Origin of the sequence: Streptomyces syringium (assembly GCF_017876625.1) — a bacterium.
Classification (GTDB): Bacteria; Actinomycetota; Actinomycetes; order Streptomycetales; family Streptomycetaceae; genus Streptomyces; species Streptomyces syringius.
This window is the reverse complement of record NZ_JAGIOH010000001.1, coordinates 16,588-41,338: the sequence shown is the minus strand read 5'-3', so window position 1 is coordinate 41,338 and position 24,751 is coordinate 16,588. Positions and strand designations below refer to the sequence as shown.

The window sequence follows — 24,751 nt, the reverse complement described above, 5'->3', positions numbered from 1 at the left end:
GACGGACCGGCCGTCAGGCGCCGTTGAAGGACGACCGGGCGCTGTCGAGGGTGGCTTCCATGCGGACCACCTGTCCCTTGGTGAACATGAACATGGCCCGGTCGTCGGTGTAGTCCATGTAGTTGACGAACATGTCGCCGTCCGGGCCATTGCTGCACGAAAGCGTGGGGAAGGTCGGGGCCTGGAAGTTGGGGCCGCCGCAGTTCGGGGTGTCCGCGACGAGGTCGCTGCCGTTGCAGCCGCCGCCGTCGTCACCCCAGATGTGGAACAGGTTCAGCCAGTGCCCCACCTCGTGGGTCGCCGTGCGCCCGCCGTTGAAGGGAGCGGACGCCGTGCCGGTCGTGCCGAAGAACCGGTGACCGATGACCACCCCGTCCGTTTTGGCGGGGCCGCCCGGGAACTGGGCGTAGCCGAGTATCTCGTTGGGGTCTCCGGGATCGAAGATGCGCGGACAGACCCACAGGTTGAGGTAGCGGTCGGCGGGCCAGGCGTCGTGGCCGCCGCTCGACGCGTGCTTGACGGCGTTGGTCCGTATGTTGAATTTCGCGGCCTGGCTCTGTGTACGGGTGATGCCGTCGGTGGGCTGCCCCTGCGGATCCTGTGTCGCGAGGTGGAACTCGATGCGGCTGTCGGCCACGAGCGGCTTCCAGACCGGCGGCACCTGGTCGATGTCCGGGTTGAGAGCCCGGAAGTCCTGGTTGAGCACGTCGATCTGGCTGTTGACCTGGTCCTCGCCGATGTTCTGTTCGGCGGTGTTGAACACCACGTGCACAACGACCGGGATGCGGGTCACACCGACACGTGCGGTGGTCTCATCGCCGGTCTCATAGGCGAAGGCTTTGTTCTCGATCCGGACACGGGCCTCGGCGTACGCCGGGTTATCGGCCATCAGCAGGTGGTGCACCGGCATGGTGCCGCAGCCTCGGCGGGCGGGAGCGGTGGTCGCATCATTCTCAGGCATATCACACCTCCAGATTCGGCCGCGGCTCGCGGCTGTGGCCGGGTGAGGCATTACCGTTTTCCGGTAAATGAGCCATGGTGATACGAATGAATTAGCCACTAAAAGGCTATCATTTGTTGCGAATCGCGGCAAAATATGCACCCGAGGGAAGGCCGGGACGATGAGTGAGCTGCCTGCCGAACTGTTCCAGCGGTGGACACACTCCTACGAGGAGGACACCGAGGGCGTGACCGTCTACCGCCCGATCGACTACTCCTTCCCGCCCGCTCGGGGCCGCAGAGGCATGGAGATCATCGCGGACGGCACCTACATCGATCACGCCATCGGCGCTGCCGACGTACCCGACGCCATTCCCGGCCGTTGGTCGACGGCGGACGGAAGGTCACTCGTCATCAGCTTTCCCGGGTCGGACCGGCCCGACCGCCGGCTCGAGATCCTGCAGTGCGACAGCAAGCTGCTGAAGGTACGTATGTCCTGAGACGGCCGCACGATCGGCGGCTTCCGCCCGAGCCGCTTCCCGTATCGCTCCCGCTACCGGTTCAGGTGCGCGCGGGCAAGGGCTGTGAGGACGCTGCGGGTCTTGGAGGCCTGAGGCGAGAGGGACTCGAGGCCCACGTCCAGGAGAGCCCGTTCCAGCAGGTCCTGTGCGCCGGAGGCGTCTGCGGGGCGTGCCCGGAGAGACAGCTCCAGGAAACGCAGGTCAGGGCCGACGCTCCAGAATTCCGCGGTGAGCGGGTGAATGAGGTCGCGACGGGAGGGCTTCCACTTGATGGCCTGCACCGGGCCGAGGGGCACCAGGTCCTCCAGCTCGTCGTCGGTGACCCCGGCGCTCGACAAGAGTTCCTCTTGCTCCTTGGACAGTCGGGGCTGACGCGAGCCCCCGTCATCGCCGTCTCCGGCATCGGTGGTGGGCCGGGCGAAGTCGCCTTCCACCTTCAGCGAGGCCGCCCACACGCAGTTGCGGCCGCTCCAGTCCTCCTCGACCTTGAACTCCCAGTCCTTGCCGTCACGATTCGCCCGCCAGTCGGCAGGCAGCGCGTCCGGGACGCACGGCCGTAGTTTCACGGTCAGGTCGTCCGCATCGCCCTTCGCGGCCTTCCGCAGTCGGAGAATGACTCCGGCCTCCGAAAGGGGGAGACGGATGTCGTCGCCGTCCGCCCACGGGTTTTCCCAGAAGTAAACCGTGAGGCCCTTGCCGTCGTCGGCATCCAGCCCGAGCAGCCGGCGCGCGGATTCGGCGGCCTCGTCGGACACGGTGGACTTGACTTCGACATCGGCGTTCTTCAGCGCATCCGCCATATTTCCTTTATCCCACGGGGATACCCCATGTGCATCCGCCAACCCTCCGCGATGACGCTCTGCGTATCATCCGTAGATGGTTGATCATCGCTCGGTCGAGACAGGAGCGGTCCGGCTGGCCTACCGGGTATCCGGTCAGCCGGATGCTCCGCCGCTCGTCCTGCTGCACGCGCTGGGCGAGAACGCCGCTGACTGGGATGCGGTGGCGCCCGCCTTCGCCCGTCACCGAAGGGTGTTTGCCCTCGATCTCCGCGGTCACGGCCGAAGCGATTGGCCGGGGGACTACTCGCTCGAACTGATGCAGGGCGACGTGATCCGCTTCCTTGACGTGCTGGGGCTTGGCCAAGTCGACCTGATCGGCCATTCCATGGGCGGGATCGTTGCTTATCTGCTCGCGGGAAACCATCCGCAGCGGGTGAGGCGGCTCGTCCTGGAGGACGTTCCGGTCCCGCCCCAGGACGGCATCGCCGAGCTGGCCCGCCGCGTTCCCGCAGGGCGAGTGATCACCATCCCGGTCGGTCACCTCGTTCACCGCGCGGCGCCCGAGACCTTCACGGAGGCAGCGTTGGCCTTTTTGCTGGTGAAGGAGGGGCGCCGTCGTGACCGCCGCCAAACATGAGCACGCAATCACAGGCCTATACCAGGTAGGCGACTGGGCCGGTAGCCCCAGCGGCCCCGGTAAACAGCACTCCGGCCAATCGCGGCACCAGATGAAGCTCCCGTCGGCCTCCTTGCTCGCCTGTAACCAGCCCGTTGCCGGAATCGTGGCTTCCGTCACAGCCGACATGGTCTGGTCCTGATCGACTCGGTGGATGCGTAACGCCTCCCTCACCCCTCCCATCGTCGTCCTCGCCGGCGCCCTGCTGCTCACGGCTTGTGGATCACAGAAGGCCGATTCCCGAAGCGGTGGCTTGACGCAGAGACCGAGGTCCGACTCCACGGACCCTCTCAGTAAGTCCTCCTGTGGGGCGTCGAACTCAAACGCACCGACCAGGCCCAGCGCTTCGGCCCTGTCGGGAAATCCCTCCTACCTGGAGAAGGGCGGAGTCAAAATTACCGGCTCGAGCGGTGGCACCCGTGCCTGCGCCGAGTTCGACGTGACCAACCACGGGACCGAACCCTTCACCTACACGATCGGCTTCGAGTTCTTGTCGGACTCGGGCGAGGTGTTGACGCATACGAAGCAGACAGTGCCGTCCGTCAAACCCGGTCGGACCGTGAAGCGCACAGTCACCATGGGTGAAGTTCCCTCGCATCCCACCGGCGCGGCACGGGTGCGGATTGCCGAGGTGAGGAGCGTCCCCGCTGCCGAGGCACCCTCCGACAAGGGCACCTGCCCGCCCTCAGGAGTGCGCGTCTACGCCGATGACGGCGATGCCGCCATGGGATTCCGCGTCGTGAGCCTTCATTTGGAGAACTGCGGCACTCGAATCCACCGGCTCAACGGCTACCCGCAGCTCCAGCTCCTCGACGAGGGTCACAAGCCCGTCAACGGTGTGAAGATCTTCCAAGGCGGCAGTGCCATCGCCACCGGCACCGGAGCCGACGGCACACCCCAGCCGCTGGACTTGAAGCCCGGCGAGCGTGCCTACGCCGGCCTGGTCTGGCGCAACACCGTCGAAGGCGGTGTCGGCAAGCCCGTGAACGCGCCCTACGTGAGGGTGTGGGAAACGCCCGGCGCCGACCCCGTGATGGTGATCCCGGAGTTCGACCTGGGTACTACGGGGAAGCTCGGTGTCGGCCCTTGGAAGATGGGTGCATCCGGCAGGTGAGTCGTACGCGGAGGCGGTCAGACAGCAGCAAGGGGGGTGCCTTGACAGAAGGCGGACAAAAGCTGACCTACATGGCACTTACTGTTCCTCATGCCCCGGCCGAGGCGACCGGTCTGCCCGGCGACGTCGAAGTGGTGGGCGGTGACCTGGCGAGACCGCAGACGTTGGCAGCAGCTTTCGAGGGAGCATCCGCCGTGCACCTGCTCGTAGCCACAGGCCATGACCATGCCCCGCTGCGGACGGGGCCGCAGATCATGGCAATGGCCGCCGAGGCGGGTGCCACATCGTCTCGGGACCTGAAGCGCTCACACCGGCCGAGAAGGCTTCCGCCATCGCGGCGGCGACCGGCCGCCGGATCCGCTTCACCGAGCTGACCGGTGATCAGGCACGTCGGCAAGGGCGGGCCGACCGACTGGCCACTGACGGGCTGACGGCCTGACGGGGGATCGGACGGGCTGGAGGCCATCGTGGAGCCGACTCCCCTGCGGCGAATCAGGTGGCGCCGGTTCGCGTCGCGGTGACCGCCACTGTGGCGTAGAGCATCGTGAACGTGCCGCCCATCCCGTCGATGGCAGCCCCGACGTGGTCCAGCACCTCCGCAAGTCTGTCCGGGGGGAGCCGGGTGAAGGCGCCCTGGGTGGGCATCTGCTCCAGCCACTCATCGCGGGTGTAGGAGCGCTCCCAGTCGAATCGCCACTGCTCGGGATCGCTGAACCCGCCCGCCTGCCGTATCCCGTCGGCGGCCCGGGTGAACTGCGTCCGGTACATGTCCAAGGCCGGCGCCGTCATCGCCGCCCGGTTGAACGGCGCGTCCGGCATCACCCGTTCGCAGGCGGCGACGACGGCCTTCGCCACGTTGGACGGCAGCTGGGGCACGTGCCAGAACGGTGCCAGCAGGCCTCCGGGTCGCAGCACCTGGCCGGCTTTGGTGGCGCCCGCGACCGGTTCGACCCAGTGCCAGGCCGTCCCGGCGACGACCGCGTCGAATTCCCGCCCCGCAGAGTTCCAGGCTTCGAACGTCGCCACCTCGGCCTCCACCCCGCTTCGCCGCGCCAGTTCGGCCATCCGCGTGTCGGGTTCGACCCCGAGCACCCGGCAGCCGGCTGCCTGGAACTGCCGGGCGGCGATGCCGGTCCCGCAGCCGACGTCGAGGACGTCGGGCCCGGGGGTGCCGGCGACGATCCGCCCCACCAGGGCGTCCGGATAGGGGGGGCGGGTCCGGTCGTAGCGTTCGGCGTCCGTGCCGAACGACTCGGCTGTCTCTCGGTGCCGATGGGGCTCGGGACCGGAGGGGCGTGTTTCTTCAGGCGGTAAAGTGGGCATGTGCCCACTGTAGTGGGCACATGCCCACTCTTCAACGGTGCAGGGAATGAGACGACACGATGCCGACAGGGACAGCGCTCCGCGACGCGCGTGAGCAATTGTTCGACGCTGCCGAACGCGTTCTGCTCCGGGACGGATCGAGCGCGCTGACCAGCCGGGCGGTCACTACGGAGGCCGGCTGTGCCAAGGGGGTCCTGCACCGGCACTTCGCCGACTTCGACGCCTTCCTCGCCGATCTCGTCATGGACCGCATCGCCCGGATCGACAACCAGGCCGCCGCCCTGCGGGACTCCGCCGGGACCGGAACCGTCGCCGACAACCTCACCGGAGCGCTGACAGAACTCTTCGGGCCGGTTGCTGTCGCGATCGTCGCTCTCGTCACTTCCCGGGACGGCCTGCGCGCCCGGCTGCGTCAGGCCGGAGTGGCCGGAATCCCGATCGTGACGGAAGCCACGGCCATGATCGCCTCCTACCTCGTGGCCGAGCGTGAACGGGGCCGCGTCGCACCGGACGCCGACATCAATACGCTCGCTCCCACGCTCGTCGGAGCGGCACATCTGCTGTTCGCCGACCGGAAAGGCACCCCGCCGGAGGCCGAAGCCGTCCACAAGGTCGTGACCACGGTCATCCGCTCCTGATCGACCGGCGCGCTCGCGGATGCGATCGGACGGCCCGGCGCGAAGGCGGGGGTCTCGCGGGACGCCGCCGGTGCGGAGTCCTGATAAGTGCCCGAGTCGGCTGACGACACATCATCGCCGGCCATTCACGGCGCTCTAGCCGGTCGGCGTACGACGCGCGAGGATGCGATCCGGCCCTGGGATCACCCGGAGCCGCTGTCGAGCGCTGGAGGTCGACCGGTCGTGCACCGAAGACTGTTACAAAGCGTGCTGCACAGTGTGATCGCGATACTGCTTGCCTGCACCGGAAGTGTGCTGATCCCTCCCATCGCGCACGCCACGGCCGCGTGCGCGGGCGACAGCAACGCTCGGGGCCTCGCCTCCCGGCCCGCTCCGGGAAGCCTGGTGGCGGTGACGCGGGCTGACGGGCGGGTCGAGCAATTCCAGCAGTTCTACGACGACTCCTCGACGAGCGGTCTGCCTTTCGTCTGGCACCGGGCACAGGACGTGGCCGGCGGCCCCTACGGCGGCTGGGAGCGGGTCAGCGCCGTCCCCGCCGGGCCGAAGCTCTACCAAGTGACTGCGGCAGAGAACGGCATCGGCGGGCTGGAGGCGTTCATCCCCTCGTACGGCCGCTTCTGTCACACCGTGCTGCCCGTGTCCGGCGGCCGATGGGGCCCGCCGGAGGACTTCGGCCTGCAGCCGGCTCCGTACCACGGCGGCATCGTGCTGTTCAAGGAACGTGACGGGCGCCTGCACGCCTTCGCCTCCAGTGGCAGCTCATACTCCTCGATGGACGTACGCAGCCAGTACGGCTCTTCCGAAGCACACTGGGCCGACGTGCGGTGGCTCGGGAAGGTCCCCGAGGCGAATGTGGGGCTGGGTGCGCCGACCTCGGTCACCCAGCTCGCCGACGGGCGGCTGCACATCGTCGCCCGCGAGTGGAACCGCGACCGCTACTGGCAGACCACCGAGCGGGACCGCTTCCTGTCCTGGGAGCCGTGGCAGATGTGCGCGGATGCCATGTGCACGTGAGCTCTTGACGAAGCGGGGCGACTTCGGAAGGCGCTCAGCAGGACTGGTAGGTGTAGCCGTCGGTGCCGGCAGGACGGACGTCGCGGTCGCGCAGGGTGATGGACAGGTCCTTCCCCCAGGCGCGGCAGGCGTCGGCAAAGTCCTTCTTCGTGTACTCGATGTCGAAGACCTTGTCCCCGTAGGCGTCGCTGAACTCGGGGCACTCCTTGTAGCGTCCGCATTCTTCGACAACGGCGAAGTCGAAGCCGATGCGGGCGCGTTGAGGGAGCAGGTCAGCGGTGTTCTTCTGCGCGATGGCCAAGTGACGCTGGTGCGCGCGGTCGGCCAGGAGCCGGGCGAAAGCAGCGGCGTGCTGGGGTGTGAGTTTGCCTTCGGACCGCTCGTAGGAATCGAGATTGTCCGGTTCCACCGCGTCGTAGTGCGCTGCGGCGCAGCCGTCGATCCAGGGGCCGACGATGTTCATGAGCGCTGTGCGCTTGGCCGCGGTGGAGATGTCGAGCAAGGGCTCGGACCAGTCCGCATCGATGACCAGGTCTCCGTCGTCGTTCTTCAGGAGCAGCTCCGGGTGGTGTTTCTTCCACCAGGTGACGGCTTCACCGGGCTGCGTCTGGAAGGCGTTGACGTAGCAAATGTTGTAGAGACCGTCGACGGGCTTGGCCTCGCGGTCGCGGGACACGGCTCGGACCTTGCCGGGAGGTGGGTACGCGCCACCGAGTTGGTAGTCGAAGGCCGCGTTCGCAGTCGGCGCCCGAACTTCCGTCGGGGCGCCGGCACCGGAACCCGTGGTGGCGCCGGTGTGGGCGGGCTTCCGGGGACTGTCGCCCTGTGGTGATCCGGTGGTGGAGCAAGCCGTGGCAAGGCCTACGGTCAGGATCACGACAGTGAGAACGGCGCGGGAAGGGAAATGGGTCACGGAGGCAGCCTACGGTCGGGGCCGCTGTGGGTCCGCGGGTAGCCGGGAGCCGGGGAGCTGCGGGCGATGCCCGGCATCCGCGCCCCTGGACGGCAGATGTCACCGACGTGCGGGCGCGGGGGACAGGAGTGCGGGCCAGTCCTGGCCGGCGGCCCAGTCGGCGAAGCTGTGCCAGCCCACGTCGGGGTGGTCACGCCGCAGGCAGGCGACGTCCACGTCAAGTCCGACGGTGGTGAAGTAGTCGAACATGGCCGCCAGGTCGGCGGATCGGGTCCGGACGTGGGCCAGAGGCACCTCTTGGTGGGTGATCGGGCGGCCGATGGCCGTCGCGAGGATCTCCGCGATCTGACGGGGGGTGCGCTCGTCCGAGGCGATGTCGATGCGGCGGCCCGTGAACTCATCGCGGCGCTGGAGGACCAGCGCGGCGAACGCGCCGATGTCCGCGGCGGAGATGAGAGCGAGCGGCCGGTCGGCAGGCATGGGCCAGGCGAAGGTGCCCTCGCGCAGCCCGTCGAGGATCCAGCCGCCGGCGTAGTTGTCCATGAATGCCGCCGGGGCTATCACGGTCCACGGCACGCCTGCTGCGCGCAGATGCTGCTCGACCAGGTGCTTGCTCCCATAGTGCGGGATACCGGTGTCGCGGTCCGCGTGGGCGACGGAGGTGAGCACGATGTGCCCGATCCCGGCGGCTGCGGCGGCGCCGATGAGAGCTTTGCCCTGCCGGACCTCGCCAGTGACATCGGCGCCGAACGGAGTGGTGACCGCGAACAGGGAGTCGGTCCCGGTCAGAGCGGCGTCGAGGGAGGCGCGGTCGTCGAAGTCGGCGTGGCGTACCTCGGCGCCAAGGGCTCGTAGGGCGTCGGCGGCAGGCGAATCAGGGTGGCGGGTGAGCGCGCGGACTCCGTGGCCTGCGTTCAGCAGAGCGCGGGCGGTCGCTCCACCCTGGGTCCCCGTGGCACCGGTGACGGTGATGGTGGACATGGAAGTGGCTCCCCCCGGTAGGATAGCTGCGTGACGCATTAACTGCGCCACGCAGGAGACTAGCACTGCATTAGCTGCGTCGCGCAGTGATTTAGGGAGTGAGCCGGATGACAGACGCTCGCCGGGCCAGGCTCCACGAGGAGCTGTCGATCGAATCCCGTCGCTATCTGGCGGCCTATGTGTTGTTCAACCAGGCCCTCGCCGATCACCTGGGGATGCACCCGACCGACGTGCAGGCGTTGAGTCTGCTGACAGCCGCACCCGGGCCGCTGACGGTCAAGCAGATCGCCGACATGACGGGCCTGACCACGGGCTCCGCCACACGGCTGGTGGACCGGCTCGAACGAGGGGGCTACGTGGTCCGCGCACCCGACCAGCAGGACCGTCGCCGCGTGTTGGTCACCCCGGTGGCTGATCGCGTCGCCCGTGTCACGGCCGTGTGGGACGACCTCGGCCAGGCCTGGCAGACCCTCCTTGACGGCCATACCGAGGACGAGCTCGAGGTGATCACCCGTCACATGCGGCAGGCGCACGATCTCAGCCACGAACAGATGCGGCACCTGCGCTCCCGGCCGAAGCCGGACTGAGTGCGCACCAGCCGGCCCGGCCCGGGGAACAGCGGTACGCGCCCCTTCTCGGTCGTATCCGGAGTGGGGGGGGCGTCCGGAGCGCGGGTCGGCGGCGGGTCTCGGCCGAGTCGGGCGCGCTACGCCTGTGTGGCTTTCGCGTCCACGTTGCGGATCATGCGCTGGAGAACGGACAGTGCGATCACGTACTCCTCGTCCGGGATGCCCTCGTGGATCTCGGCCCGCAGTCCGTCGACCAGCTTCTTGATGCGGCCTCGCGTCTCCCGTCCGGTGTCCGTGAGGCGGAGGCGCTCGGCGGCATCGGCGGTGAGCCGGCCCTTCGTCGGCGCCGCTGACGTGGTTGATCACCCACCAGTGCGGCTGGGGGAAAAGGGCTCGTCATCGCACCTGACCACGTCGGCGCCCTGGCTCAGGAGACGCGCTTCAGCTGCCATGCGTTGTGGCTGAGGCTGGGCGTCGCCGAGTAGCGGCAGCTGCTGCTGTAGTAGGAGCTGGTCTGGATCCAGCCCGCGGGCTGGTAGGTGGAGGCGCAGGCCTGGACGACGGTGCCGACGGGCAGCCCGGTGAGCTGCTTTATCTGCTTGATGTTCGGGCTGAAGTTCTGCGTGCCGCAGCTGCTGCTGTAGCCCCAGCTGACGTCGACGAAGCCGGTCGGGGTGAGGACGCTCGCGCAGGAGGTCGTGACATCTCCGGGAGCGGCCTGGGCGGGCGCGGCGGTCAGGGCGAACATCGCTGCGGCGCCGACGAAGGCCATACCGGCGGTGCGAAAACGAGTCATGGGTGATGGCTCCTTTTGTTCACGGACGGCCGGTCAGGCCGAGAAGCCATTACTACGGGGTGGCGTTCGGTTTCTGATAGCGACTTTCAAGCCTAAAGATCCGGCCGTTGGGGGAGGGAGGATGACATGAGGGGAATATGAGCGAACATACCTTTTGCGGGAAGGCATCCCAACGGCCTGTCATCCGAATATCCCGTGCCTGCTCTGTTAGCTTGCGGTCCATCACCGCCCAACCGTGTAGGCGTGCAAATGCGGCACCTGCTCCCAGCCCCCTCATCGGTTCGCAGTCGAACCAAGCCGTCCGTTCCGCTGGTGCAGAACGCGGCCGCTCCCGCCGTACCCGGAGTCGCCGACAGGCTTTTCATCCACTACGACCGCACCGTCGCCTTCGGCTTCGTCCTCGATATCGACGGAGTGGCACCGAGCGTGGACGCCCTGCGGGAGCACCTCCGTCACCGCACCGGGCCCCTCGCGGCGCTGCATCTGTTGCCGCACCGTGCTTCCTCGGGCTGGCACAGCGTTGACCGTCCTCTGGATCTGACCGTTCACGTCACGCAAGGACCCGACGCCCGTTCCGGGCGCGCGAGCGACGAGATGATCAACGAGCTGATCCGCAAAGACCTGCCCCAGCCACCCCACCCACCGTGGGACATGTGGCTGCTCACGAACCAGGGGCACCGCTCCTACCGCATCTGCTTCCGTATGGACCACGCCCTGTGCGACGGCGTCGGAGCCGCCTACTACCTCGCGGCTCTTCTGGCCGACCAGGAGCTGCCTGCTCCGCACCTGCACCGGCCCGCTCGGCGCACCCTGACAGCTGCCTCCCGCTTCGCCCGTAACTACCTCCACCGACCGCCGCGCGGCCGCGCGTGGCCGGACCTGTCCGCCGACTATCAAGGCGGAGCCCGGATCGCGTACGTGGACGTCCCCGATGACCGCCTGCGTGCCCTGGCCCGCGCATGGGGAGTGACGGTCAACGACGTGTACCTCACAGCCTTGGCTCTCGCCCTGCCCGTCTGGCACAGCCGGGCGTTCCCCAAGTCGCCCTTTCTCGGACTGACGGCAGCGGTTCCCTTGTCGGTCCGGACATCCGGGAACGAAGGGGCGCCCGGCAACCACGTGGTCTCCATGGACCTCGCCCTGCCCTCCTCACCATCCGACCCTCGGCACTGCCTTGAGGCAGTGCTGAAGCAGACTCGTCAGGCTGCGCACACCGGGTACCGCGACACAGCCCACTTCTTGATCGAGCGCCTGCTCTCCCCTTGGCTCACTCGCCCGAACCCACGCCCCCGTCACGCGCTGACTGCCACCCACCTCAAGCTTCCGTCGCCCTGGACCGTTTTCGGCTCCTCTCTTACCGCAGCCGGCCTGTTCTGCGTTCCGGCCGGGAAAATGCCCTGCTACGTATCACTGACCAGGACGGCCGCCACTGCCAGATTCAGCGTGGTACACGACCGGCGCACCCCCGGAGCGACCGGGCTGCCCGAGCTGTGGAGGAATGCGCTGAGCGAACTGGAAAGCCGGGTGGACCGACTGGCTGGAGCGCCCGTGACCGGCGCCTGCCTTCCCTACCCTGATCGGCCGGGCCCCCGGCCGGACCTCCTCGAGCCGGGCACCCTTGAGCCGGGCACCCTTAAGTAGGGTGGGCGCGACAACACACCGTGAAGCGGAACAAGGAGCAGACGTGAGCGAGCCGGCGTCCATCGCCCTGCAGCAGGAGATAGCCCGGGAACTCCAGGTCGCCGAGACCTTCGAGACAGAGCGCGAGGCCGAGCGCCGGGTGGCCTTCCTCGCCGAGCGGCTGACCTCCACCGGTCTGCGCTCCCTCGTGCTCGGCATCAGCGGCGGCGTCGACTCCACCACCACCGGTCGGCTGTGCCAGCTCGCCGTCGAGCGGGCCCGGGCCGCCGGGCACGAGGCGCGGTTCTACGCGATGCGGCTGCCCTACGGGGTCCAGGCCGACGAGCACGACGCCCAGCTCGCGCTGTCCTTCATCCAGGCCGACCACGTGCTGACCGTGGACATCAAGCCCGCGAGCGACGCCGCGCTCGAGGCCTCACTGGCCGCCGGAGTGAGCTTCCGCGACGCCCACCACCAGGACTTCGTGCACGGCAACATCAAGGCCAGGCAGCGCATGATCGCCCAGTACGCGGTGGCCGGCGCGCACGACGGCCTGGTCGTCGGCACCGACCACGCCGCCGAGGCGGTCTCCGGCTTCTTCACCAAGTTCGGCGACGGTGCCGCCGACCTGGTCCCGCTGACGGGCCTGACCAAGCGCCGGGTGCGCGCGGTCGCGGACGCGCTGGGCGCGCCCGCCGAGCTGGTGTGGAAGACCCCGACGGCCGACCTGGAGACCCTCGCCCCGGGCAAGGCCGACGAGGACGCGCTCGGGGTCACCTACGACGACATCGACGACTTCCTCGAAGGCAAGCCGGTGGACGAGCGGGCCTTCGAAACGGTCGTCCGTCGCTACCGCATCACCGACCACAAGCGTCAGCTGCCCGTCGGCCCCTGAAGCGCGGTGCGGGTAGGCATGACAAGAGTCCCGCCGGACGAGCCGGCGGTGCCGTCGCGACCCGGCTGTGGCTGAGCGGGCTGCCTGGCCGGAGTGGCCAGGCAGCCCGCTCGGACCCGGGCCGGGGGAGCGGGTCTCAGGTAGCTCCGCCGGACAGGGCGAAGCCGCGGTACCCGTCCCGGGCGGCTGCGTCGCACTCCGCCCGGTACCGGTCCGCGCCGCCCGTGTAGGCCAGGAACACGCGCGGCTTGCCCGGCACGTTCGCTCCCGTGTACCAGGAGGCGACATCCGGGTAGAGGGTCCGGGAGGCGAGATCGGCAACGTGGGCGCACCAGTCCTCCTCGGCGCGCGGGGTGGCGTCGATCTCGGTGAGGCCGTTCCGCCGCAGGTGGGCGATGCAGTCGGTGATCCACTCCACATGCTGTTCGATGGACACCACCGCGTTGCTGAGCACCGACGGGCTGAGGGGACCGATGATCGTGAAGAGGTTCGGGAAGCCGGCCGAGACCAGGCCCAGGTGATTCCGGGGGCCGGCGGCCCACTTCTCCCGGAGAGTGGTGCCACCCTTGCCGACGATGTCCACGGCGACCTGGGACCCGGTCATGGCGTCGAAGCCGGTGGCGAAGACGATGACATCGACGGAGTGTTCCCGCTCCGAGGTCCTGACACCGCTCGGTGTGATCTCCACGATCGGTGTCCTGGTGAGGTCCACGACCCCCACGTGCGGCTTGTTGTAGGTGGCGTAGTAGTCGGTGTCCAGGCAGGGACGCTTGGTACCGAACGGGAAGGTGCGCGGTGAGAGCGTCTCGGCCGTCTCCGGGTCGGTGACGATCGACCGGATCTTGGACCTGACGAACTCGGCGACCGTCTCGTTGGCGGACCGGTCGCCGAGGATGTCGGTGTATGTGCGCAGCAGACCGCTGAGCAGGCCGGATTCCCAGCCCGCCTCGTATGCGGCCGTGCGCTCCGCCTCGTCCACCTCCAGGGCCGACTGGGTCGGCAGCTCGAAGACGGTGCCTCCCCGGGACTTCCGCTGGGCGGCGCGGAACTCCGGATAGCGGGCCTTGAACGCGGCGGTCTCCTCGGCGGTCAGCGGCCGGTTCAGGGCCGGCAGCGCGTAGACCGGCGTGCGCTGGAAGACCGTGAGTCCGGCGGCCTGCTCGGCGAGGAGCGGGATGGCCTGCACGCCGGAACACCCGGTACCGATCACGGCGACCCGTCTGCCGGTCAGGTCGACGCCCTCATGCGGCCAGTCGGCGGTGTGCAGGGCCCGGCCGGCGAAGGTGTCGACCCCGGGTATGTCCGGCTCCTTGACGGCCGACATGCAACCCGTGGCCAGCACGACGAACCGGGTGGTGACCGTCTCCCCGGTGTCGGTGGTGACCTGCCAGATGTGACTGTCCTCGTTGTACACCGCCCGGGTCACACGGGTGCGCAGGACGACGTCCTTGCGCAGGTCGAAGCGGTCGGCGACGTGATGGAGGTAGCGGAGGAGCTCCGGCTGTGTCGCGTAACGCTCGCTCCACTCCCACTCCTGGTCCAGTTCGGGCGAGAAGGAGAAGGAGTAGGCCGTGCTCTCGACGTCGCAGCGGGCACCGGGGTACCGGTTCCGGTACCACGTTCCGCCGATGTCGTCGCACGCTTCGAAGACGCGGGTGCGCAGGCCCAATTCACGCAGTCGGTGCAGCTGGTAGAGACCGGAGAAACCGGCCCCGACGACGACGGCGTCGAGCTGCGGGGTGATGGTGGCGGACGGGGAAGAGGGCCGGGGGGCCGAGTGCATGCCGTTCTCCTGACAGGTGTCTCACGCCGAGTGGTGCGGGCGGACGCGCGCCGGTGCCGACGGCCTCCGGTGCGCGACGCCGCGAACCCGTCCGGCGAGGCCCGCCGGTGCCGATGACCGGCTCCTTCGCGCGCTTCCCACAGGGGGACATCCTGGTTCACCCCCCGCCCCTTGGGAAGCCCCGGGCCGGCGCCCGGAACCCGGCGCCACCACGACGTCGGACGGCTCGTCGACGCCAACTCCGCCCCGTCAGGCCGGATGTCCGCCGCGCCATGGCGGCAACCGCGACACAGCTGGTCCGCCCGCTCGAAGTGACGCCCGGTGATCGCCTGCAGGGGCACCGAGCTTTCGCCCACTGCGGAAGGTGCAGGGAAAGGGGAGCGCTCACTCCCCTTCATGATCAACGTATAGCGGACCGGGGGGCTTGCGGCAAGGCCCCGTTCGTACCGCACAATCACCCACCGAAGCCAGAACCTGCGGAAATGAGAATCACGACATGCGTGTGGTGTTGTCGACGTACGGGTCGCGCGGAAGCGTCGAACCGATGGCGGGACTCGCGGTGCGGCTGCGGGAACTCGGCGCGGAGGCGCGGGTGTGCGCGCCGCCGGACGAGGAGTTCGCGAAGCGCCTGGCCGAGGTCGGCGTGGAGATGGTGCCGACCGGCCGGCCGGTGCGCCCGCTGGTGACCTCGGTGACGCCGGGTTCGGCGGTGGGCCTGGCGCAGCGTGCGGCCGAGTTGATGGCCGCGCAGTTCGACACGGTCGCCGCGGCCGCCGGGGGATGCGATGTGCTGGTGGCGACCGGCCCCTTGCCGGTCACGGCCGCTGCGCGGTCGGTGGCCGAGAAGCTGGGCATCCGCTACGTGCACGCGAGCCACCAGCCCGTCATCCTGCCGTCGCCGCACCGTCGCCCGCCCGGTCGGCGGGGCCGGCCGTTGCCATCGGATGTGAGCGACAACCGGGCACTGTGGTACCTGGACGCCCGGATCGCGAACGCGATGTTCGGCGAGATGCTCAACACCCAGCGGGCGTCGCTCGGTCTGCCACCGGTGGACAACGTCCGCGACTACGCCTTCACCGCCCACCCGTGGCTGGCCACGGACCCGGTCCTGGCACCGTGGCAGCAGCCGGCGGACCTCGATGTGGTGCAGACCGGTGCGTGGGCCCTGACCGACGAACGTCCGCTTCCCGCTGAGTTGGTGACGTTCCTGGACGCCGGTGCACCGCCGGTGTACGTGGGCTTCGGCAGCCTGCCCATGGGCGATCCGGCAGACATCGCCCGGGTGGCCATCGAGGCGATCCGCGCGCAGGGCCGCCGCGCGGTCGTCTCCCGCGGCTGGGCCGAACTGTCCCTGATCGACCACGAGGACGACTGCTTCGTCGTCGGCGAGGCCAACCACCAGGCACTGTTCCGCCGGGTGGCTGCCGTCGTGCACCACGGCGGCGCGGGGACCACGACGACCGCAGCCCGGGCCGGCGCGCCTCAGGTGGTGCTCCCGCAGGGGGCGGACCAGCCGTACTGGGCCGGCCGGGTGGCCGACCTGGGCATCGGCGCGGCACACGAAGGTCCGACTCCGACCGTCGAGTCCCTGTCGGCTGCGCTCAAGACAGCCCTGACCCCCGAGGCGCACGCACGAGCAACCGACCTGGCCCGCACGTTCCGCAGCGACGGGGCGACGGTGGCTGCGAAACTGCTGCTGGACGCGGCCGGTTGAGATCCGCCGACGCCCGTGTGCACCACGCGGGACCGTTGGTCCAGGGCAACGCTCGGCGCGGATCGGGCGGAACACCGGGCCTGTCAGTCTCAGTGTTCGGTCCCGCCACCGAGGCGTTGACCCGACCGGTGAGGCGCTCAGTCACAGCTCGTGTGACTGAGCGCCAGGCCTGGTGGCGGCCGTTCTGCCGTGATGGCTGCAGCTGGAGTGACGGGGCGGAGGAGGGAGCTCGTTCCGTGGCGCCTTCGAGGACCTCGGTCCGGGGTGTCTGCGAGGACCTCGTCAGGCGCCGACGTAGGCCGCGAGATGCTCGCCGGTGAGGGTGGAGCGGTCGGCGACGAGGTCGGCGGGTGTGCCCTCGAAGACGATCCGGCCGCCTTCGTGGCCGGCGCCGGGGCCGAGGTCGATGATCCAGTCGGCGTGTGCCATGACCGCTTGGTGGTGCTCGATGACGACGACCGACTTGCCGGAGTCGACCAGCCGGTCGAGCAGGCCGAGCAGCTGCTCGACGTCGGCGAGATGGAGGCCGGTGGTCGGCTCGTCGAGGACGTAGACACCGCCCTTCTCGGCCATGTGGGTGGCCAGCTTGAGCCGCTGCCGCTCGCCACCCGACAGCGTGGTCAGCGGCTGGCCGAGGCTGAGGTAGCCGAGCCCGACGTCGGCGAGCCGGCTGAGGATGCGGTGCGCGGCCGGCGTGCGTGCCTCGCCGTCGCCGAAGAACTCCTCGGCCTCGGTCACCGACATCGCCAGCACCTCGCTGATGTCGCGGCCGCCGAGGTGGTATTCGAGAACCGCTGCCTGGTACCGCTTCCCCTCGCACTCCTCGCAGGGGGTGGAGACGCCGGCCATCATCGCGAGATCGGTGTAGACGACGCCGACGCCGTTGCAGTTGGGGCAGGCCCCCTCGGAGTTGGCGCTGAAGAGCGCCGGTTTCACGCCGTTGGCCTTCGCGAACGCCTTGCGGATCGGGTCGAGCAGCCCGGTGTACGTCGCCGGATTGCTCCGCCGTGAACCGCGGATCGCCCCCTGGTCGACCGACACCACATCCGCGCCGGCGGGGATCGACCCGTGCACGAGCGAGCTCTTGCCGGAGCCGGCGACGCCGGTGATCACGCACAGCACCCCGAGCGGGATGTCGACATCGACGTTCCGCAGGTTGTGGGAGGTGGCACCGCGGATCTCCAACGTGCCGGTGGACTTCCGCACCGTCTCCTTCAGCGTGGCTCGGTCGTCGAAGTGGCGGCCGGTGATGGTGCCACCGGACCGCAGTCCCTCGACGGTGCCCTCGAAGCAGACGGCGCCGCCCGCCGTACCCGCGCCGGGGCCGAGGTCGACGACGTGGTCGGCGATCGCGATCGTCTCCGGCTTGTGCTCCACGACCAGCACCGTGTTGCCCTTGTCCCGCAGCCTCAGCAGCAGGCCGTTCATCCGCTGGATGTCGTGGGGGTGGAGGCCGACCGTCGGCTCGTCGAAGACGTAGGTGACATCGGTGAGCGAGGAGCCGAGGTGACGGATCATCTTGACGCGCTGTGCCTCGCCGCCGGACAGCGTGCCCGACGGTCTCTCGAGCGAGAGGTAGCCGAGACCGATCTCCACGAAGGAATCAAGAGTCTGCCCCAGCGCGGTGAGCAGCGGCGCCACCGACGGCTCCTTGAGATCGCGGACCCATTCGGCCAGGTCGCGGATCTCCATCGCGCAGGCGTCGGCGATGCTCAACTTCTTGATCTTCGACGACCGGGCCCCCTCGCTGAGCCGCGTACCGTCGCACTCGGGGCAGACGGTGAACGACATCGCCCGTTCCACGAACGCGCGGATGTGCGGCTGCAGCGCGTCGATGTCCTTGGACAGGAACGACTTCTGGATCTTCGGGATCAGACCTTCGTACGTCAGATTGACGCCGTCGACCTTGATCTTGGTCGGTTCCTTGTGGAGAAGGTCGTGCAGCTCCTTCTTGGTGTACTTCCGGATCGGCTTGTCCGGGTCGAAGAAGCCGCAGCCGCGGAAGATGCGGCCGTACCAGCCGTCCATGCTGTAGCCGGGGATCGTGAGCGCGTCCTCGTTGAGCGACTTGCTGTCGTCGTAGAGCTGCGTGAGATCGATGTCGGAGACCGTGCCCCGGCCCTCGCAGCGCGTACACATGCCGCCGGTGCGGTGGAAGGTCGCCTTCACCGCCTTCTTCGCACCGCGCTCGACGGTGATCGCACCGCTCGCCCGGACCGAGGCGGTGTTGAAGGAGTACGCGCCGGGCGGGCCGATGTGCGGCTTGCCGAGCCGGCTGAAGAGAATGCGCAGCATCGCGTTGGCATCGGTGGCGGTGCCGACCGTGGAACGGGGGTCGCCGCCCATCCGCTGCTGGTCGACGATGATCGCGGTCGTCAGCCCGTCCAGTACGTCGACCTCGGGCCGCGCCAGCGTCGGCATGAAGCCCTGCACGAAGGCGCTGTACGTCTCGTTGATCAGCCGCTGCGACTCCGCGGCGATCGTGTCGAAGACCAGGGAGCTCTTGCCCGAGCCGGAGACGCCGGTGAACACCGTCAGCCGGCGCTTCGGGATCTCGATGCTGACATCCTTGAGATTGTTCACACGCGCGCCGTGCACGCGGATCAGATCGTGGCTGTCGGCAGCGTGTGGCGCGGACGACTGCGCGTTCGTCCTCTTGACCGTGCTCATCATGTCTCCATCTGTGAGGCGGGGCCGCCCTCGCGGTCTCCGTCGGCGACACCTGGCCCGATCTAACCAGCTTCGAACAATACGTCTGTCGTCCTTCGTCGGCGCGGTCGTGGCAACGTCCGCCGCATGCCTGACAGGCGGTATCGGTCGGCGTGCGCCGCCCCTCCGGCTGACGCCAGTCGGAGGTCGCCCCCGGTGCAAGCTCCAATGCAGTCACGCCGCTTCGGGGCCCGTGGCGCCTTTGGGCTCGGTCACGCGGTCTGCGCGGCCGACGACCGGTTCGGGTTGCCCACGTACACTGACGGGCATGGCATGCCGCATCAGCGAGTTGGTCATCGAAGCCGCCGATCCCGACCGGCTCGCCGCGTTCTGGAGCGAGGTCCTCGGCTACGTCGAGCTCGGCCGGGAGGACGACGGGAGCATCGAGATCGGGCCGCCCGACGTCGGTTTCGGCGGCCCGCAGCCCATCCTCATCCTCAGCCCGAACAGCGAACCGCGGGCCGGGAAGGTCCGACTGCACATCGACGTCAACGCCACCGACCGCGACCAGGATGCCGAGCTGGAGCGGCTGCTCGCTCTCGGCGCCAGGCCCGCCGACGTCGGCCAGACCGGCACCGAGAGCTGGCACGTCCTGGCCGACCCGGAGGGCAACGAATTCTGCCTCCTGCACACCCGGCTGAAGTCCCTCTGACCCTGTGTGTCCTGGCGCCGAGCCGCCCGTCGCCTCACAGCCGTCGGCTGTGTGCTTGTCGCACGTGCCCCGCGATGGCCGGACGGGCTCAGGCCTGCGGCTGGCCGGGACGCCGCCGTGACCCCGGGACGGGCTCCGGCTGCCCCTCCGGCGGCAGGAAGTGGTTGAGCCCCTGCGCGGTGCCTGCGGCCAGATCTGCCGCGCGCGGCAGCATGACCTCCTCGTAGGCCCGTACCGCGGCATCGACCTCCGGGTGCGCGAGGAGGGCCAGGGCGAGTTCGGCGCCGTCGAGGAGGGCGAGGTTGGCGCCGACGCCGAGCGGCGGCATCAGGTGGGCGGCGTCACCCACCAGCGTCAGGCCGGGCACGTGGTCCCAGACAGGGGGTACGGGCAGGGCGTACAGGGGCCGGTTGACGAATCCTCTGTCCCCGGCCCGCAGCAGGTACAGCAGGCTGTCGTGCCAGCCGTCGTACATCTCCAGCAAGTGGGCGCGTACGGCGGCGGTATCGGCGAAGTCGAGCCCGGCGGTGACGTACCAGTCCTCCGGGGCACGGAACATGGCGACGGCGTCGAGGTGACCGCCGCTGTTGCGCTGGGCCGACAGCCCCCTGCTGCCGGACCGGGCGGACATGGTGCCCTCGCCGACCAGCCGGGCGAACGCCGGATGACGGCTGTCGGAGTCGTGGAATCCGGTCCCGACGAAGGTGACGCCCGTATAGCGCGGCACGGCGTCGGACAGCGCCGGACGGACGCGCGACCAGGCGCCGTCGGCGCCGACGACCAGGTCGAAGTCCTCGCCTGTGCCGTCCTCGAACAGCAGCCGGTGCGTGCCGTCGCCGTGGGGGACGACACGGCTGACCGGACGCCCCCAGCGGACGGTTCCGGTCGCGAGGGAGTCGAGCAGCAGCCCACGCAACTGCCCGCGGTCGATCTCCGGCCGGCCCGCGTGGCCGTCGGCGGGCCGGTCGACCTCCAGGACCTCGGCGGTGAAGGGGTCGAGCCGCCGCCACACCTCCCCCTCCGGCCGTGCCAGCGCGTGGAACCGGTCGAGCAATCCCGCCTCGCGCAGCGCCTGTTGGCCGGTGGTGGAGTGGATGTCGAGCGTGCCGCCCTGGGTGCGCGCCGCAGGGGACGCCTCGCGCTCGAAGACGGTGACGGACCAGCCGTGCAGCTGCAGGATGCGGGCACATATCAGCCCGCCGGGGCCGGCCCCGACGACGGCGATGCGAGCGGAAGTGGCGTTCACGAAAGACTCCTTCGGCGGCGGGAGGATGCGGAAGTGCGTGCCGGATGCGGCACTCCCACGAAAGCACACCCACTACGAAGGTGCAATAACTAAACTTTTTGCCCGACTCAACCTGAGGGGTGTCCGCGGGGTATGGTGTGCCGGTGAACGCACCGACCGGACGCCGCGAGCGCAAGAAGGCCCAGACCCGTAAGGCCCTGGCCGACGCCGCCTTGGAGCTCTTCCTCGACCGCGGCTACGACCAGGTCGGTGTGAAGGACGTGGCGGACGCTGCCGACGTGTCGGTGACCACGCTGTTCAAGCACTTCCCGTGCAAGGAGGCCCTGGTCTTCGACCTGGACCAGGACATCGAGGCGGCCCTCGTCGCCGCCGTGCGCGAGCGCGCGCCCGGCGTCTCCGTACCGCAGGCCCTGCGGGAGCACCTGCTGACGGCGGTGGGCCCGCACACCCTGGTGCTGAGTCCGCACACCCTGATCCCCCATCCGCCGGGCGAGCAGACCGCGGGGACGAGGCTGGCGGAGTTCAGCCGCATGGTGGAGGAGACTCCGGCACTGCGCGAGTACGCACACCGGATGTGGATGCGTCACGAAACAGCCCTGGCCCGGGCCATCGCCGAGGAGACCGGCGCCCCCGAGGACGACGCCGCCTGCGCCGCCCTGGCCCGCTTCGCCCTGAACGCCCCCCTCCTCGCCCGCAGCCACCCCGACCCGCACCGCGCCGCGAACGAGATCTTCGCCCTGCTCGAACGGGGCTGGAGCGGGCCGAGCCGGTAGAACATGCCTGCATCATCGCGATGATCAATAGAGTCGCGGCATGGCCATACGAGACGAACTGCTCATCGACTTGATCAACCGAACCGAGATGGAAGGCGGCGGCCCGCGCATCACCGTCGTGGCGGAGGGCGTGGTGATCACAGGCCGCCTCGCGGCGCACCGGCACTGGGCGACGCAGATCGCCGACCGGCTCGGTGATGCCACTCTGCCCGACGAACGCTTCGCCGAAGACTTCGCACGGGAGGCGGCGGAGCCCCTGGCGTATCCGCCGGAATACCTGCACCTCCAGGGTTGCCAGTTGATCTCCGGCGCCAGCAGCCTCCCCACCGCGCTGGGCGAGTTCTTCCGGGTGCCGCTGTCCGGAGTCAGTGCATGGAGCGTGCGCTGACCGCCGGCCCCGTGGACCCGGCCCGGCGGAACCGCGCGCCCCTCGGGCACGCGCCCGGGTCCCTCCTTCCCGCCCACCGCCGGGAAGGAGGGAGGCGATGCCACCGCCACCGTCCTCTCACTGCCCGGAGAGGCCTGGGCCCCGTCCGCGGAACGGTCACGGTGACGCAACGCCGAGCGGAGGCGTTACGGGTTGAAGACCACGCTGGAGAACGTCAGGCCCCGTGCCCCGTGCTGCCCCGGCCCCAGGCGCGTCGCTGCGCCCTTGCACTTCTTGCCCGAGTACACGACAAGCGGCTTCTTCGTCTCGTTGTGCGGAGCCCGGGCCTCCTGTCCCATGTCGAGGCACTTGCGGTCCGGGGGGTTCTGGACCGAGTAGATCTTTCCCTTGGGTCCCTCCCAGATGAAATGGCCCCCTGCGGCAACTGCCGAGGTGGTGGCCAGTGAAACGGAGAGCACAAGCCCCCCGAAGGTGGTGACTCCAATGCGGAACAGGCGCATGACGGCTCCTTGAGGCGACGAGACAATGGGCTGTCGATACGGACAACGACGCTCCCCGCCGAACGAAACTCAACGCGGTCCGGTCGCCACGAGCCGGAGTGCTCAAGGACAGGCGGGCTGTCGTGCCTGCAGGGGGACAGCCGTCGTCCGGCGCCGGTAGTACGCGATGGCTGCCAGCGTCAAAAGAGGCGCCCAGGCGAGCAGAGGGGCGTAACAAGCGACGAGGAGCACCTTCTGGGCCGCCGAATCCATGACGCCGCCCGCCGCCATGTTCGAAGTCTGCAGGTAACCGACCCAGCCGCTCCGGAGACCACGGTCAGCGCGAGGACGTACAGCACACCCCAACGGTCCGGACGGGCTCTCCATGATCGTTCACCGAGGCGTCGCCGACCTCAGCCTGAGGGCCCGTCCCCTCCGCCGAATGGGGGGATGCACGTACGACCAACACGTCGGCAACCGGTACGGCCGGCCACCGAGCACTCCAACGCCGGGCGGCGGTAAGTGGTTCGCGTCCCGTATCGATCAGACGAGGTTGTGTTCCAAGGCGGCGATGTACTTCTTGATGGAATGATCACGCACGCCGTCGCTCGTCGGGGCGAACATGTCGGCGGTCATGCCCCGGACGCGATCGGTCAGGGTGCTGAACCGAGGTGGGGAATTGTGGACCTTGCCCGTGGAGTCGATGTAACGCAGGGCTTCGACGTGGGTATAGGCGGGCTCGGGCGGCATCTGGGGCACGATGTCGTTGTTGTTGACGAACCGGTAGAGCCGGTCCTTGAAGCCCTTGTTGCAGGCAGCGGCCAGGAGCCGGTCGCAGGTGCGGGGCTGGCCGAAGGTGTAGACACCGTCCGCACGCAGCCTCGGCTCCTCCAAATACATCCGGCATCCCGCGAGCATGGCCAGCGCGCCACCGAGGCTGTGGCCGGTGAACCAGACCGTCTGCTCCTGGCGGCGCAGTTCGGCGAGGCTGTCGCGAACTGAAGGGAAGACCGAGTCCAGTGCTTCGCCGAATCCGTAGTGGACGTACCCGGTCCTGGCCGGGCCCGGCCACGGAGGCGTGGTGGCGTCGGACAGCCAGTCACGGATCTGCGCCGGCTCCGTGCCACGGAAGCCGATGATGATCATGTGATCGCCGGCCATGGTGTACGCCTGTGTGTCCTCGAGGGGGAAGGGCGGCGTGAACCGGGACTCGTGGTGGCGGACCTGGTCGAAGCCCCACTGCCCGGCCTGCCGCTCGATGCTGGCCTTGTCCTTGTAGGCCAGGTCGGCGGCCTGGGCCATCCAGTAGGCGTGCTGCAGGCTGTAGCCGGTCGCGTGGTGATCGATCACTGACGGAGGGGACACAGATGGACCTCTCGGGCGGGACAGCCGTGACGGCTGCCCAAGCGGCTGGGTCGCCACCTGTCGTATCCGGCCGCGGTGGCACGCCCCATGCCGCCTCGCCTGGCCTTCACCCGGAAGGGGGCACAAGTCCCTGCGAAAAGGCCCGTTCGTCGTGGAAGGGCTTCCGGACGCCAGGTCATTCAACGGCAGGAGCAGGCAGTCCTTCGAGCCCACCGACGAGCGGCACGCCGCCGCCCTGCTGGAATTGGCGGCGGCCGGCTCGCTGGACGGCTCGGTGCCGGCGAATCCCCGTGGCAGGGCCCCGCTGGGGCCACCGCCAAGCGCTCCGCCGTGCACCGGACCTTCGGTTCCGGCTCAGCAGGCGGAGCCGGCTGTCGCGGTCGCAGCCGACGGTAGAACCGCCGTCCGTTGCCGGACGAGCTTCTCCGTGACACGGTCGCGGAGAAGCTCGTACTCCTCGCGGAGCCGGTGCCACTCGGTCACCGGCGGGCGGGGGATGACGATGCCCCCGGTGATGACCTCCTCCGGCCGGAACTGCTCTCGGGTGAGGTCGATCTCAACGCCCATGCCCAAGCGGTTCCACCAGTGGTAGTCCGTGCGTTCGCCGTTGACATGGACTTCTCCGCGGATCAGCTCACCGCCGAGAAGGTCGTTGAGGACCATGGCGGTCACGCCGCACTGGTCCCGGGCCGGGTTGTCCGGGCTCCAGTGCGGCCGGAATTCCGGGGTGCACGTATCGGCGCTCCAACTGCTGCGAACGGCGTATTCGATGTCGCTGAGAAGCAAAGTCGTCATGGTGGCATCCTTGCCGAGACCACTGACAATCGCCGGGAGGTCGGCCGCCAGCGGGGGACACCCCGC

Annotated in this window: 24 protein-coding genes; 12 read left to right on the top strand and 12 right to left on the bottom strand. The window is 69.2% G+C overall.

Features of this window, described 5'->3' with window-relative positions:
• Positions 1 to 13: 13 nt before the first annotated feature.
• Entirely contained in the window at positions 14 to 961 is a 948-nt protein-coding gene (locus JO379_RS00205; RefSeq protein ID WP_209513190.1) for a zinc metalloprotease, read from the bottom strand.
• Between the two features lie 160 nt (positions 962 to 1,121).
• On the opposite strand from JO379_RS00205, the gene JO379_RS00200 reads away from it, so the two are divergent.
• Complete coding sequence (locus JO379_RS00200) at positions 1,122 to 1,439, top strand: hypothetical protein (protein ID WP_209513189.1); 318 nt, start codon at positions 1,122 to 1,124, stop codon at positions 1,437 to 1,439.
• 53 nt (positions 1,440 to 1,492) lie between these two features.
• Here the strand turns inward: JO379_RS00200 and JO379_RS00195 are convergent, their stop codons facing one another.
• Entirely contained in the window at positions 1,493 to 2,260 is a 768-nt protein-coding gene (locus JO379_RS00195; protein ID WP_209513188.1) for a hypothetical protein, read from the bottom strand.
• A gap of 76 nt (positions 2,261 to 2,336) precedes the next feature.
• Here JO379_RS00195 and JO379_RS00190 point away from each other — a divergent pair, with 76 nt between their 5' ends.
• Together JO379_RS00190 and JO379_RS33805 are read left to right on the top strand one after the other, a co-directional pair.
• Entirely contained in the window at positions 2,337 to 2,879 is a 543-nt protein-coding gene (locus JO379_RS00190) for an alpha/beta fold hydrolase (RefSeq protein WP_209513187.1), read from the top strand.
• Positions 2,880 to 3,477: 598 nt separating this feature from the next.
• Positions 3,478 to 4,032 (top strand): DUF4232 domain-containing protein, encoded by a 555-nt coding sequence (locus JO379_RS33805; RefSeq protein ID WP_307841827.1) that lies wholly within the window; start codon positions 3,478 to 3,480, stop codon positions 4,030 to 4,032.
• A gap of 492 nt (positions 4,033 to 4,524) precedes the next feature.
• Here the strand turns inward: JO379_RS33805 and JO379_RS00180 are convergent, their stop codons facing one another.
• Complete coding sequence (locus tag JO379_RS00180) at positions 4,525 to 5,355, bottom strand: class I SAM-dependent methyltransferase (protein WP_209513185.1); 831 nt, start codon at positions 5,353 to 5,355, stop codon at positions 4,525 to 4,527.
• Between the two features lie 59 nt (positions 5,356 to 5,414).
• On the opposite strand from JO379_RS00180, the gene JO379_RS00175 reads away from it, so the two are divergent.
• Together JO379_RS00175 and JO379_RS00170 are read left to right on the top strand one after the other, a co-directional pair.
• Complete coding sequence (locus JO379_RS00175; RefSeq protein ID WP_209513184.1) at positions 5,415 to 5,993, top strand: TetR/AcrR family transcriptional regulator; 579 nt, start codon at positions 5,415 to 5,417, stop codon at positions 5,991 to 5,993.
• 390 nt (positions 5,994 to 6,383) lie between these two features.
• On the top strand, positions 6,384 to 7,007 hold the full coding sequence (locus tag JO379_RS00170) for a PLL family lectin (RefSeq protein WP_209513183.1): 624 nt from the start codon (positions 6,384 to 6,386) through the stop codon (positions 7,005 to 7,007).
• A 34-nt stretch (positions 7,008 to 7,041) separates the two neighbouring features.
• Here JO379_RS00170 and JO379_RS00165 read toward each other — a convergent pair whose 3' ends face one another.
• Together JO379_RS00165 and JO379_RS00160 are read right to left on the bottom strand one after the other, a co-directional pair.
• Entirely contained in the window at positions 7,042 to 7,920 is an 879-nt protein-coding gene (locus tag JO379_RS00165; RefSeq protein WP_209513182.1) for an endo alpha-1,4 polygalactosaminidase, read from the bottom strand.
• A 99-nt stretch (positions 7,921 to 8,019) separates the two neighbouring features.
• A complete protein-coding gene (locus JO379_RS00160) occupies positions 8,020 to 8,901 on the bottom strand; it encodes an NmrA/HSCARG family protein (RefSeq protein ID WP_209513181.1) in 882 nt (293 codons plus the stop codon).
• 107 nt (positions 8,902 to 9,008) lie between these two features.
• Here JO379_RS00160 and JO379_RS00155 point away from each other — a divergent pair, with 107 nt between their 5' ends.
• Complete coding sequence (locus tag JO379_RS00155) at positions 9,009 to 9,488, top strand: MarR family winged helix-turn-helix transcriptional regulator (protein WP_209513180.1); 480 nt, start codon at positions 9,009 to 9,011, stop codon at positions 9,486 to 9,488.
• A 409-nt stretch (positions 9,489 to 9,897) separates the two neighbouring features.
• Here JO379_RS00155 and JO379_RS00150 read toward each other — a convergent pair whose 3' ends face one another.
• On the bottom strand, positions 9,898 to 10,266 hold the full coding sequence (locus tag JO379_RS00150) for a hypothetical protein (protein ID WP_209513179.1): 369 nt from the start codon (positions 10,264 to 10,266) through the stop codon (positions 9,898 to 9,900).
• 312 nt (positions 10,267 to 10,578) lie between these two features.
• Here JO379_RS00150 and JO379_RS00145 point away from each other — a divergent pair, with 312 nt between their 5' ends.
• Positions 10,579 to 11,907, top strand: a complete 1,329-nt coding sequence (locus JO379_RS00145) for a wax ester/triacylglycerol synthase domain-containing protein (protein ID WP_209513178.1) — start codon at positions 10,579 to 10,581, stop codon at positions 11,905 to 11,907.
• Between the two features lie 43 nt (positions 11,908 to 11,950).
• Positions 11,951 to 12,781, top strand: coding sequence for an NAD(+) synthase (gene nadE / locus JO379_RS00140; protein WP_307841826.1), 831 nt, complete (start codon positions 11,951 to 11,953; stop codon positions 12,779 to 12,781).
• 136 nt (positions 12,782 to 12,917) lie between these two features.
• On the opposite strand, the gene JO379_RS00135 is transcribed toward nadE, so the two are convergent.
• The gene (locus tag JO379_RS00135) at positions 12,918 to 14,564 is read right to left on the bottom strand and encodes a flavin-containing monooxygenase (RefSeq protein WP_209513177.1); all 1,647 of its coding nucleotides are present in this window, start codon (positions 14,562 to 14,564) and stop codon (positions 12,918 to 12,920) included.
• A 496-nt stretch (positions 14,565 to 15,060) separates the two neighbouring features.
• Here JO379_RS00135 and JO379_RS00130 point away from each other — a divergent pair, with 496 nt between their 5' ends.
• Positions 15,061 to 16,278, top strand: a complete 1,218-nt coding sequence (locus JO379_RS00130) for a glycosyltransferase (protein WP_209513176.1) — start codon at positions 15,061 to 15,063, stop codon at positions 16,276 to 16,278.
• Positions 16,279 to 16,560: 282 nt separating this feature from the next.
• Here the strand turns inward: JO379_RS00130 and JO379_RS34015 are convergent, their stop codons facing one another.
• On the bottom strand, positions 16,561 to 17,022 hold the full coding sequence (locus tag JO379_RS34015) for an ATP-binding cassette domain-containing protein (protein ID WP_372449129.1): 462 nt from the start codon (positions 17,020 to 17,022) through the stop codon (positions 16,561 to 16,563).
• A gap of 2,233 nt (positions 17,023 to 19,255) precedes the next feature.
• On the opposite strand from JO379_RS34015, the gene JO379_RS00120 reads away from it, so the two are divergent.
• Entirely contained in the window at positions 19,256 to 19,639 is a 384-nt protein-coding gene (locus JO379_RS00120) for a VOC family protein (protein ID WP_209513174.1), read from the top strand.
• Between the two features lie 88 nt (positions 19,640 to 19,727).
• On the opposite strand, the gene JO379_RS00115 is transcribed toward JO379_RS00120, so the two are convergent.
• The gene (locus JO379_RS00115; RefSeq protein WP_209513173.1) at positions 19,728 to 20,885 is read right to left on the bottom strand and encodes an FAD-dependent oxidoreductase; all 1,158 of its coding nucleotides are present in this window, start codon (positions 20,883 to 20,885) and stop codon (positions 19,728 to 19,730) included.
• Positions 20,886 to 21,028: 143 nt separating this feature from the next.
• Here JO379_RS00115 and JO379_RS00110 point away from each other — a divergent pair, with 143 nt between their 5' ends.
• Together JO379_RS00110 and JO379_RS00105 are read left to right on the top strand one after the other, a co-directional pair.
• Positions 21,029 to 21,658, top strand: coding sequence for a TetR/AcrR family transcriptional regulator (locus JO379_RS00110; RefSeq protein WP_209513172.1), 630 nt, complete (start codon positions 21,029 to 21,031; stop codon positions 21,656 to 21,658).
• A 40-nt stretch (positions 21,659 to 21,698) separates the two neighbouring features.
• Positions 21,699 to 22,046, top strand: coding sequence for a GvpU-like protein (locus JO379_RS00105; RefSeq protein WP_209513171.1), 348 nt, complete (start codon positions 21,699 to 21,701; stop codon positions 22,044 to 22,046).
• 185 nt (positions 22,047 to 22,231) lie between these two features.
• Here the strand turns inward: JO379_RS00105 and JO379_RS00100 are convergent, their stop codons facing one another.
• The 3 genes from JO379_RS00100 to JO379_RS00090 form a co-directional block, all read right to left on the bottom strand.
• Positions 22,232 to 22,546: a hypothetical protein gene (locus JO379_RS00100; protein WP_209513170.1), complete on the bottom strand. Its 315-nt coding sequence runs from the start codon at positions 22,544 to 22,546 to the stop codon at positions 22,232 to 22,234.
• 522 nt (positions 22,547 to 23,068) lie between these two features.
• Entirely contained in the window at positions 23,069 to 23,890 is an 822-nt protein-coding gene (locus JO379_RS00095; protein ID WP_307841825.1) for a lipase family protein, read from the bottom strand.
• Positions 23,891 to 24,244: 354 nt separating this feature from the next.
• A complete protein-coding gene (locus JO379_RS00090; RefSeq protein ID WP_209513169.1) occupies positions 24,245 to 24,685 on the bottom strand; it encodes a YunG family protein in 441 nt (146 codons plus the stop codon).
• Between the last annotated feature and the right edge of the window lie 66 nt (positions 24,686 to 24,751).